Origin of the sequence: Scardovia wiggsiae (assembly GCF_051045985.1) — a bacterium.
GTDB classification, from domain to species: domain Bacteria; phylum Actinomycetota; class Actinomycetes; order Actinomycetales; family Bifidobacteriaceae; genus Scardovia; species Scardovia wiggsiae.
In genome coordinates this window covers 102,822-114,632 of sequence record NZ_CP157350.1, presented here as the reverse complement: position 1 = coordinate 114,632, position 11,811 = coordinate 102,822, and the positions used below count along the sequence as shown (strand labels likewise).

Annotated in this window: 6 protein-coding genes; 1 reads left to right on the top strand and 5 read right to left on the bottom strand. The window is 55.2% G+C overall.

Going from position 1 to position 11,811, the window contains the following annotated elements:
• Positions 1-46: 46 nt before the first annotated feature.
• From ABKA16_RS00420 to ABKA16_RS00400, 5 genes are all read right to left on the bottom strand, one after another.
• On the bottom strand, positions 47-2,122 hold the full coding sequence (locus ABKA16_RS00420; protein WP_380999770.1) for a glycosyltransferase: 2,076 nt from the start codon (positions 2,120-2,122) through the stop codon (positions 47-49).
• Between the two features lie 64 nt (positions 2,123-2,186).
• Positions 2,187-3,482, bottom strand: coding sequence for an ABC transporter ATP-binding protein (locus ABKA16_RS00415; protein ID WP_381000156.1), 1,296 nt, complete (start codon positions 3,480-3,482; stop codon positions 2,187-2,189).
• Positions 3,483-3,580: 98 nt separating this feature from the next.
• On the bottom strand, positions 3,581-4,429 hold the full coding sequence (locus tag ABKA16_RS00410) for an ABC transporter permease (protein ID WP_380999771.1): 849 nt from the start codon (positions 4,427-4,429) through the stop codon (positions 3,581-3,583).
• A gap of 89 nt (positions 4,430-4,518) precedes the next feature.
• Positions 4,519-6,390, bottom strand: a complete 1,872-nt coding sequence (locus ABKA16_RS00405; protein WP_380999772.1) for a glycosyltransferase family 2 protein — start codon at positions 6,388-6,390, stop codon at positions 4,519-4,521.
• An 80-nt stretch (positions 6,391-6,470) separates the two neighbouring features.
• Positions 6,471-9,380 carry an RICIN domain-containing protein gene (locus ABKA16_RS00400; protein ID WP_380999774.1) on the bottom strand — a complete coding sequence of 970 codons (2,910 nt, stop codon included), beginning with the start codon at positions 9,378-9,380 and terminating at the stop codon, positions 6,471-6,473.
• A gap of 373 nt (positions 9,381-9,753) precedes the next feature.
• Here ABKA16_RS00400 and ABKA16_RS00395 point away from each other — a divergent pair, with 373 nt between their 5' ends.
• On the top strand, positions 9,754-11,640 hold the full coding sequence (locus tag ABKA16_RS00395) for a hypothetical protein (protein ID WP_380999776.1): 1,887 nt from the start codon (positions 9,754-9,756) through the stop codon (positions 11,638-11,640).
• Positions 11,641-11,811: the final 171 nt, after the last annotated feature.

Below are 11,811 nucleotides of genomic sequence, written 5' to 3'. Positions count from 1 at the left end.
TTCGGCCCTTCAGCCTCCCGGGCCCGCGCATCCCTGTCGGCTCCCGCTACTCCTGTTTAAAAATATGTTCCCATGAACTTATTGATGCCATGTCGTAATCAGCATACTCCCGGGCAAGTTTTTTCCAGTTTTTCAGGATAGTGCGAGTAAGGCGGGCATTCTCCAGCATCCCCTGGCGCGCACGCCTGTCATCGCGCCTGACCCACGCCACGGTATTGCCGTCAGGGGCTGTCAGAAGTGCCGAATCAAGGTTGTGCAGTGCTATGCCTGCCCAGGAAGCATCTTTTGCCGGGACAGCAATATCAGGACGGGAAGGATACCCCTGCTTCCGCTTCGCACCGCCTGCAAACCCCGCTGCAGCACAGCGCCCGAGAAGCCCCAGGACAGCCTTATAATAATCCTTCATAGTCAGGCTTTCACGGCGTTTGCCGTGCGAAGCCATCTCCCCTGCCGGCTCGGGGAAATCCTCAAAACTGCTTTTCACCTGCGCATCATCAAACTGCGCGCGCAGGGATTTCACTTCGTCAAGCTTCACAGGAAGGCTCCGGGCAATATATTCCGGCCCTTTAAGGATATCTTTCAGGCCCATCGTATGCAGGGCGAGGGCAGAGTAGAGGAACCGCAGGCTGACGCTTGCATCCCACCGTAGGTTCTCCAGAACCATGCGCGGAGGATGGTCCGGGAAGCACAGCAGCGCAGATATCCACCGGTTACGCTGGATGAAATACTCTTCCCAGCCGCGCGTAGGGTCTTTATCATGCCACGCCTGATGCCAGACTGCCACACCGGGCAGGCATACAGTCGGGCAGCCATGGCGCCTGGCCCGCAGGCAGAACTCGATATCATCGAATTTGATAAAGAACGGCTGGGACAGGCCGATCTCCCTAAGGACAGCTACGGGGATAAGGCACATCCACCATCCGTTATAATCGCTGTCCACCCGCTGATGCCGTTCAGGGGCGTCACGGAGAGGGCTGGCCGCAAAATCAAAATTATAATCAAGCCCGGCAGACGGCATATTCCACATGCGCGAAGAGTTGATGCGCTCACCCTGGGTATACAGCACGGTGCGGTTATCGAGATGGAACATCGCACCGCCCACAAGCAGCGGCTTTACCGCATAATCCTCAAACTGCACGGCGCGGAGGATGGATTCAGGCTCGCTGACGGCATCATCATCGGGAAGGAGCACATAATCGCTCCGGCCTGCTTTCACAGTTTCATACATGCCGCGCGAGTAGCCGCCTGAACCGCCCAGGTTACGCTGGCAGATATAGGAGAGCTGGCCGCCCAGCTCAGCCGACACCTGCTCAAAACCGGGCTGGTTTTCCACACGGTCCGTCCCCTGGTCAACACAGTACACAGTGTCGATACGCCGGCGCAGTTCAGGGGCATTGGCAAGCGTCCGCAGCTGGTTAAGGCAGTATGGGGCGCGGTTGAAAGTCGTTATGGCAACTGACAGCGTCGTCTCAGCCTTTCCTCCCGACAGATGCGCAGTTTTTGCCTCGCGCGGCACGGACCATCGGGCATCTGCTACGCTCACCGGGCTGTCTGAAGCCTCAACATCAAACCAGAAGTAGCCGCCGTCCATAAGCCCGGTCAGAGGTATCTCGGCACTGATGTCGTGGAAACCGTCGGCGGCATCAACAGCTATCTCCTCTGCAGCCGCATAGATAAGCCCGCGGCCGGTAGACTTGAACAGCCGGACGGTCCCGCTGCCCTGTACCCGAGCGGAAAAACGCACTTCCCGTACAGACGTCCACCGGCGCCAGTATGCGGCAGGGAATGCATTGAAGAAAGTGCACAGCGAGGCATACCCGCGCCGGCGGACAGTTATCTGCGTACGGCTGTTGACAGTGAAGGAATCGCACGTTACGGAATCGCCGATGCCGCTGGTGCGCACAAGTTCCTGGAACTTGCCCCGGGTCATGGCGCCCACGTCCAGCTTCGGGAGCACGCCGGACGTTGCCAGCGCAGCTTCATTTATGCGGGGGCGCGTGAAATCAATAGCATAAAGGGGCATGACCTGCTGCCCGTCTTCAACAGGGAAGACCACACGGGATACCGCTTCCCAGCCGTCGCCTTTACTGCCGGCAGTTCTACTGCGCTTTCTGCGTACCATATTTCTACCTTACACCATCTGCCCATCCTGCGATGGGATTTTGCCCTGTTACTGAGTTGCTGAGTCACTGGCGCTGGATATATTCGATCTGCGAAGGGTCTTCCGGGGTTATCCTCAGCACCCGGTCGCTCAGCAGCGCATAGTCGCTGTTCCGCTTATCACGGACCACGAAATCGCAGGCATTATCATCGATCGCCACGGCAACGAATTCCGCGGTATCAGGATCCTCCGCGCTGCCTTTCCACAGCGAAGTCACAAGCCTGAATTCGCCGTTGTTGAAAAGGTCCAGGGGCAGTTCAAACCGTACCGTATGATGCCCGTGCTGCAGGGCTTTCAGATTATGGTTGCCCGTATCATATGTTATGCCTCCGCGCCTTATATCATGCAGGGCGATAGCCAGGTAGAAATCACCGGGCTCGTCGAAACTGTATTCCACATCAAACCGGAAGATATCCGAGCTGCTGTTGACCATTGACGATACAGCAGAAGTCTTCAGGATGGGGCACCGCTCATTGAGCCCGTTCGCATACCCGCCGTTTTCCTTCCGCCTGCGCCTGGCCTCGGCCTTTTCTGCCTCCAGGTTGGCAAGGGTATACTGCTTTGATACTGACTCGGGGTCCCCGATCGACCTGACAGTACCGTCAGAAATCATCATGGCACGGGTGCAGTATTTTGTTACCGAACCCATATCATGGGTCACCAGGATAACCGTTTTGCTCGGATCCCGCTTGATCTCCGTAAAGAAATCGTCGCATTTGCGCTGGAATGCCTCGTCCCCCACAGCAAGCACCTCATCAAGCACAAGGATATCCCCCTGGGCTTTGATGGCAACAGAGAACGCAAGCCTTACCTGCATGCCGGAAGAATAATTTTTAAGCTTCTGGTCCATGAATTCTTCAAGCTCGGCGAATTCAACGATATCATCGTACATGAGGTCAACTTCACGGCGCGTGAAACCCAGCAGCGCACCGTTCAGATACACATTTTCACGCCCAGTCAGCTCAGGGTTGAAACCGACGCCAAGCTCAATGAACGGCACGAGTTTCCCTGAAACCGAGATCTCGCCTTTTTCCGGATAGTATATCTGGGAAATGATCTTAAGGAGCGTAGATTTCCCGCCGCCGTTACGCCCGACGATACCGAAAAACTCGCCCTGATGGACATCAAAACTGATATCTTTAAGGACTTCCTGCCGTGTATAGCCTTTGATGCCTTTTGTCCAGTTGATGAACGCCTGCTTGATGCCGGTCGCCTGCTCAGTAGGCAGTTTGAATGATTTGGACACATGCTGTGCGGAAAGCACGACCGGAGCAGCCATATAGTCGCGCCTGGAAGCAGCTTCCCTGCTCTGCCCATGCATATCCTTTTCCCCGGAACCTGTGGAATCCTGCTTATTATCAGCGGCTTCACTCTGTGCCGGCGGCACATGGAGGCCCTGCGGCTTACCTGGTTTACCCATTACATCACCTCCGCGAACTTGCGGCTGTTGCGCCTGAAAAGCCAGACAGCAAACCACAGCAGTACAGCTGTGAACACTAGGGGGAAGAATTTCCCGCACCAGCCGATAGCTGAATTGCCGTACATCGTCCATATTGTCTGCTGGTTCTCAGCATCTATGAGGTTATGCCTGATATCCTGTATCGACTGGGCAATAGGGTTCAGCAATTCCAGTTTCGCCAGGAGTTCTAATCTCCTGGGCGGTTCCAGCAGGATTTTTAACGGGTAGATAATAGGCATGGCATAGAAAATAAGCTGCTGGAGCACTTCCCAGATATGCGCGATATCGCGGAAATAGGCATACATGGTCGCCATAATAAGCGTCATTGCCAAGGTCACAGCATACAGCTCGATAATATTCAGCGGCAGCAATAAAGTCCACCATGTAAAATTGACACGCAGCGCCACAGCAAAGACAAGCACGACAAGGAGGTTGATCGCATAGCTGATCAATGCCCCGACAGTTGCAGAAACCACCACAATATAGTTGGGGAAATGGATCTTCCGCAGGAGGTCCCCTCTGTCAACAATGGACCGCAGGCCTGTATTGACGGATTCCGTCACGAACTGCCATGAGCTGATACCAGCCAGGAGGACTACCGGGTAGGTAGGCGTGCCGTCAGTCATGCGCAGGAAACGCGCGAAAACGAAATACATGACTACGAACAGCAGCAGCGGCTTGAGCACTGACCACAGCACGCCGAGGAAGGACCCCTGGTACCGCAGTTTGAAATCAGTCTTGACAAGCCCTTTAAGGACAGTCCACGCATAACCGTAGCGCTTCTTCAATCGGTTTTCCACTTGGTTCATCTCATTCCTCTGCCTGCGGTGCACGGCATCCAATTACAGCATGCGTGCACGCCTGTGACCGGCTACTATGCACCATAGGCAGATAAAGGTTAGTCCATTTTAAGATAGTGTTTCCAGTACCCGACAGATGTTATTGTTGCGCGCGCCGCTTCATATTCATGACGCAGACGTGCAGCATGGGTCTTATAGTAGCGCATATCGCGCCTGTAGCGTTTCATGATCTCATTGTACCGGGCCGGGTCTTTCTCACGTACAGCACCTTTACGGTTGAACCAGTCAATGGCGACAAGCTTCTTCTTGCCGCGTATAACGCCGGCCGGATAAGCCCACCCGATCAGCGGAATCACAGCATACCCCCGGCCTTCGCGCTTAATGACATGCTGCCAGTTGTCAGTAGTAAAATCTACTGCACGGTTGAAGAAAGTACGCGGCTTGTCCCCGTCGATCAGCTGCCGGTCAATATCCGAGATCTGGAGGCCTTCAACATCGGGGTCTGCATCAAGCTGTTCCTGGAGGGTTTTAAAATCAACAAGTTTTTCTTTATCTTTATTAGCTTTCATAAAGGTAGCTTCAGCTACCCCCGGCTTGCTGATAAAATCAGGTCCTTTCAGGAAATCTTCGAAGGCATCAAGGCAGAGCTCGGCATCATCATAAGCAAATTTCTTCAGTTCGAGCCTGACATTCTTATACAGCTCATGGAACGGATCAGCCTCTGCTGCCACACCCGTAGTCGCCTGGGCAATCATAATGTTCCGGGTGCTCTGGTACCGTTCCACAGCAGCGTTATATCGCTTGCTGAATGACATATGCCAGACGCACAGGCTGTTCATGGTGATAAATGGGGTTTTGCAGCGTAACCCGTATTCAACATCATCGCAGCGAACAAAGTAAGGGAGCGGCAGGCCGTTCTTTTCGATCACCGAAACGGGGATGCAGCAGTACCACCAGGCAGCATACAGATCTTTTTTCATCTTCTTTGTCGGTTCGAATTTCTCGTTATACACAAGATCTTCAAACACCGTCATACGCAGGGGCGGCTTGCAGGCCCTGAAAGCCCCCTCAGGGCTGACATGCCCGATGTCTTCCCACTGGTCCTCGCCTACCTCGTAGTTGAGCATCGCGCCGCTGATCATGGCCTCTTCATACTCAGGCTTGAGAAGGCGCAGCACATTATATGTGCGTTTGATGCTTTCAGGAGAAACGGCCACGTCGTCATCCATAAGGATGATATTGGTGGCTTTCGGCTCCTGTTCCATAGCGGTGATCATTGCCCGGGTAAAGCCTCCCGCACCGCCAACGTTATCGTTAGGGGTAACAGTGATCCGTTCGCTGCTCAGGGCCGGGGCATCCAGAGTGCGCCCGTTGTCTATAACATACATATGAAAATGCCGGGAAATATCTTCATCAGTATCAATGATATTTTTCCTGATCAGATCAATATTTCCGGTAATATAATTTTCTTTTTTGAACGTTGTCGTGCCGACGGCAAGCTCGATATCGCGCAGCTTCCCGCTGTAGCCGACCTCATAATAGCTGTTGCGGATAGCCACCCGGCCTTCAGTCCTGATGACGAAACCGGCAAGTACCATATCATCCGTAACTGCCAGGGGCATATCAATAGTCTGCCAGCTGTCGCCCGCAGCCACTGTACGCTCAGACCCTTCAATGATTTCAGGCTCTGCGCTGAAGACCCCGCCGTAGTTCTGGCGGACTGTGCACGCTGCACCTTTAAGCTCCAGATGCAGGCTGAAACTGTCTGCGGCAGTATATTTCCGCAGCTTCATGACTGACAGCGAATTGAAATATGTGGCGAAATCATAGGTCCCTGCTGAATACATTTCCCACTCGCCTGTGCCGGGGTCCCGGACCACCGGCTGGTCTGAACGGCAGTACAGGCCCGGATATGCCGCTGAACGCGGGTTCGACTCCAGCAGGATATTGGCAAACTTCATAGTTGACATAATATATACCTCGATAAAACTCCACTAGATAAAGTCAGACATCTATATTTTAGCAATTCCCATGAAACAATGCCGTGAAACTATTTCCTGTAAGCCCGCCACTGCTGTGCCGGCGCACCGTTCGTTTCCCATATCTGCACATTAGCATAATTACGGGCTATGCCGTTAGGGATATCCAGAGCGCGGGAAGCGTTCAAAGCGGAAATAAAAGTATACGTCCCGTTGCTGTTGCGCACCGCTACCCATTTCTGCGCAGCGGCACCGTTCAGCGGCCACTGCTGGACATTCGCCCCGCGCTGCGTGGAACTTCCTGCAACATCAAGGGCCTTCCCTGATGCCACGCTTGTGAAAGTTATGAAACCCTCAGCGTCATGGGTTATTTTCCAGTCCTGGGCTGTGACACCGTTCGCCTGCCACAGCTGGATATTAGTGCCATTTGCGGGGGATCCGCCGTTGAGGTCAAGCCTGTAGTAAGGGTTCGCTGCTGCGCCGAAAGTATATACCCCGTCAGCGAGGTCATTGCGGTGCCGGTATGCCAGAGCCGCAGGGCTGTCTGAATGGGTGACTTCCCACTGCTGGGCCGTAGCCTTAGTATCCTGCCATATCTGGAGCTTTGTCCCCAGCGCAGTATTGCCGGCAGGGTCGTCAAGGAATTTGCCCGATCCTGAGCCGATAAAGCCATACCTGTTTCCGCCAAGCCACCGTGCATGCCAATGCTGGGCTTCGTTGCCGTTGGACTGGTACTGCTGAACCATAGACCCGTTGGCAGACCTGTTTTTATCAACGTCGACAAGCTTCCCCGAGTTCAGGTTCGCAATAGTGTACACGCTGTTGCCCACCTGCCGGAAAGTAAAAAGCTGGGCCGATCCGCCGTTCCAGGTGTACAGCTGCGGCCGCGCAAAATTGTCGCGGGAACCAGAGGGGATATCCATAACAAGCCCAGAACTTATGCCGCTCGATATGCGCATGGCAGTGCCCGTTGATATCGGGTTGACCGATGCGATCTGGAATTTCTGTGCTTCAAGCCCATTAGGCGTATACAGTTTGACCGGCGTGAAATTGGCACTTGACCCGTTTGTCATATCAAGCACCCAATTGCCTAAAGCAGACTGGAGGTAATAGCCGTTCCCCGCGTCACGGATAAACCATTTCTGCGCTGCTGCGCCGTTCACTTCCCACTGCTGTATCTTCGCATTGTTATAAGTCTGGGAACCGCTTACATCAATAGCTTTGCCGGAGTTCACGTTGGTGATCACATAGCTGCCGTCATTCTGGCGGGTGAAGCGGAACTGCTGAGCGGTAGCATTGTTCCAGTGGTACAGCTGGAGCGCCTGGCCGTTGCTGAGGCTGCCTTTATTGATATCAACAGACATCGTGTCATTCTGGCGGACATTGATGTAATACAGGCCGTTAGGTACCGTGACCTGAGGGAGCCGCGTCACATCAAGGCCGGTACTGGCAGGCCTGACCGCATCTTTATACCCGAACGCATTAATATCCACATTCCCACTGATCCCGTTGACCCTGCCGTCAGATGAGTACTGCCAGCCGCGGAAGTTTGAGGACAGACCCGTAAAAGTCATAGTGCTTCCGTACTGGGCGACCCATGACGTTTTCTGATGGATGGACGGGCGGTTCAGTGCGCTGTTGAGATAGCTCGTGTATGAATATACGCCCAGTTTATTCCCATAGCCTGCAGCACCCATAGCTGAATACCATGAGCTGACGATCCTCTCATAAACGGCAGGATCGGTGGAACGGGTATGCCCTTTCCATGTCCACGCTTCAAGGTCATAGTAGATCGGATAACTGAGGTCACGCTCGGAAACGCCGAACCTTTTCAGCAGGTTCGCGGTAGACGTCCCCTCATTGTAGGCAAAACCGGAATCCGACGCATACGAATATATATAGACCCCAAAAGGTATGCCTAAGCGCCTGCATTCTGAAATATTGTACTGGGCTTTTTTATCGGCATTCCCTACTCCGTACCCGATACGGATAATAGCACCTTCGACACCGGCACGTTTGGCGGCTGCCCAGTCGATATTTTTCTGCCATTCGGATACATCGATCACGCCTTTAGCCTGCTGGGCGAAAAGGGACCCGTTACGGCTGAAGAATGCGGGAGTTCCGTTATACTGCCCCCAGTGCGCCCCGTAACTGTTGTTCTGGAGAGCAGCAGGAAGGGCCTTATCCGGGAGGGGCGCAGTTGGAAGGGCTGACCGCAGCAACGGGGCTGCAGCAGTGGCATCCTGGGATTTCAGGGAGACAGATGCTGCCGCAGGAGCAATGCTGCCCTGCTGATGCCCTGAAGAAAGTTCCGCCGGGGCATCCGATCCCGCCTTGTCCCGGATATCTTCCACAGGGACAGGCAGAAATGACTTCCCGCCAGTTTTTGCCAGCGGATCGGCAGGGGCCGTATCCGTACCAAAATAACGTGAATACTGCCCGGGGTCCTGTGAGCCCGAAACTGTTGCCCCGGTTGCAATGTCGTACACTGTGCCGTCAGGCGTTGCAGCCATGCTCCCGGATATGACAACAGCGTTGCCGGGGATGGAACTGGCGACACGGGATGGGGTATCCTGCGGATGGGAGCCGGAATTATTATTCCCCTTAAGGCCACCCCCGCTGCCCTGGGGGCTGCTGGCAGGACCGCCGGAACGTCCGCCCTGCCCCGGGCTGCCTGAAGACCGTAAGCCGTCCTGCGCCCCCTGCCGTGCAGTACCCGCATTTCCGGAAGCGCCCCTGCGTGCAGCCGTGATGGACGCCATATCCTTCCCCCGCGCCGAGAAGTCAAAAGAACCGGTAAGAAAACCGGCTGCCGCAATCGTTGCAGATACTGTTACAAGGGTTATAGCTGCCGTCGTGGCTACAGTGATACGGCGCTTCCTGGCTTCATGCCGCGCTGTGCCTGCAGAGCCGCGTAACCCCCCGGAGGGGTTCCCCGAAGGGTCTGCTGCTGAAGGATCGTTCTTACCCAGTTTCCTCATATAACCGTACCTTTCCAACCTGCGTTCCTGTACGCTGTATACGTTTCCATCTTTCCGATTCCCGGCCAGCCTTTAAATGCCCGTATCACGTTTCCTGTTCCTGCTGTTATTCCGGGCGCGCTGAAGCTGCTGTCCTGTCCACACTAAAGGAAAAGCCTTAAGGTCACAGGTTTTATCAGCAATAAGCACAATTCCTTGTAATTTAGGCTGTATTTTTCTACGTTCCCTTCACAAACGGGGCTGCAGGCCGCGCATATATGCTGCATTCTGCGCCGTCCGGCTGCGGGCAGGCCTGCAGCAGATCGCGCGCATTCCTTGGGACACGGTAAAATATAAGGCACAGTCATTTGTGGTCATATGCGAAGGACGGGTTATGACGATTTACCGCAAAAGCGACAGGCCTGATATGGACAGCGATGGGAATACTGCTGACGCTGCAGCGGAGGCAGGCAGCGCGGATAGTGCTGCTGATATCCAGTCCACGCAGTCTATCCCGCCGATAGAAGACCCGGTGCTGATCACTGATGAAGATGCGCGCAGCCATTCTTCACATCCTGAGGGTCCGGAAGCCTCCCATTCCTATACGATGCCCGACACGCTCGAGGACCCTGTACTGCATATGCAGGAGCAGCAGGCAGTCCGCCCTGCCGGGGACGCCGCCGGCAGTACCACCGGCATAATCCCAGGTGCTGGAGCAGCAGACAGTGCAGAAGACAGGCCGCTTGAAGAAACACAGACTTTCAATCCCCTTCTTGATGATGACAGCGGTCCGGACGGCTGGCAAGGCGTAGGGTTCCACACGCTCAGGGCTGAAGATATGCCGGCAGGCGGCGGCACAGGTACTATGGCTGATACCGGCGCACCTGCCGGGACTACGGAAACTGCCGGAGGTACGGGTGCCGGCGCCGCCAGTACAGGCGATGCGGAAACTGCTATAGTTACTGCCCCGGTTGCTCCGGCTGCCTCATCTGCAGGGGATCCTGCGAACAGGCCGAATGTCCTCCCTGCCCCCGACTTTGACACATCAACACTCATCTTTCCGCCGGCCGGTACCCCTGCGGCGGCAGGGACTGCCCAAAACGGCCCGGCGGATACTGCGGTGCTCGGCAGCGCGGCATCCCCCGCCGCAGAGCCGCCCGCTTCATCGGCTGCTGCAACTGTCCCGGCAATCCCTCCGGCTGCTGCAGCGGCAACACAGGCTATTGCCCCATCCCCCTCAGCCCGGCAGGAGGCTGACCCATCTGCACAAGGCATCTTCTCCTCTGCCACACAGGTGTTCGCGGAATCTGAACCTGACCAGCTTGATCCGGATCTGGATCAGCTCGTTTCCAATTTCGGCGAAGACACAGCATCCTCCGGTACGCCCTTCGCAGGTATCGGGACACGCGGAACCGAAGCATCCGAAGAGCTTGGCGCAGGTGGTGTCAGTGCGGCGGCACGCAAAGAAGATGAAAACCAGCGTAAGCTTATCCGGGTAACTGTGATCACGCTTATTGCCATCGTCGCGGTTATCGCCCTTGTTTACGGAGGCCTGGCGATCCGCCGGGCTATGCGCACCAGTGAATACAACACAGCCCTGTCGAGCTGCCAGGCGGCAACAGCAAAAATGCAGACTGCATCCGGCGAATTGTCCGAGCAGCTGTCGAAAGCTGAAAGCGTAACATCATCGGTAAGCGGATCAGATGTTGAGGATTCAGCAACGATCACACAGCTGCGGACTACAGTATCCAACGCCCGCGATACATCAAACAGCATCAACGCTGTAGAGGCCTGCAGCCCTTCGCTCGTCCGCGGCAAGCTGGAAGAGATCGTCCAGAAAAGCACCACACTTACCGCAAACGCTAATAAACTTGCCCAGTCCCTGAAAAATAACGTTTCTGCAGTGCAGAAAAGCCAGGCAGCAAAGGTAAAATCCAATGCGCGCGAGAGCTTGGAAAGTGCAGTTTCCCAGGCACAGGCCCTGTATACGTCATCAAACGGCAGGGTTATGGATGACCAGGTACGCTCCGATCTGGAATCTGCCATCGACAGTGCCAGGACTCTTCTGAACAAAAGCGGTTCCTCAGTCACCGCCGACGAATACAGCGATGAGCAGAAGACCCTCGAATCTGCTATGGCGAACGTTACCAGCTCTGTCAACGCCAAGGCACAGGCAGACCGCGAGCAGGCCGAGCAGCAGCGCCGGGAGCAGAACGGCAACCAGGGGCAGGATGGCAATCCAGGTGATAATGATAACGATGGTGATACCGGCGGCGAGTAGACAGAGGACAGGATTCCGGCGAGTAGACAGAGGCAGGTACCGTATCCGAAGCATCTGCAGCAGGCATCCGTCCACATCATGAAACAGAGTACCCCCTTTCCGCTTCCCAGGGGCAGTACCGGATATGGTAAGACTAAACCTGAAGCGACGGAAAGGCCATTTTTATGAAGG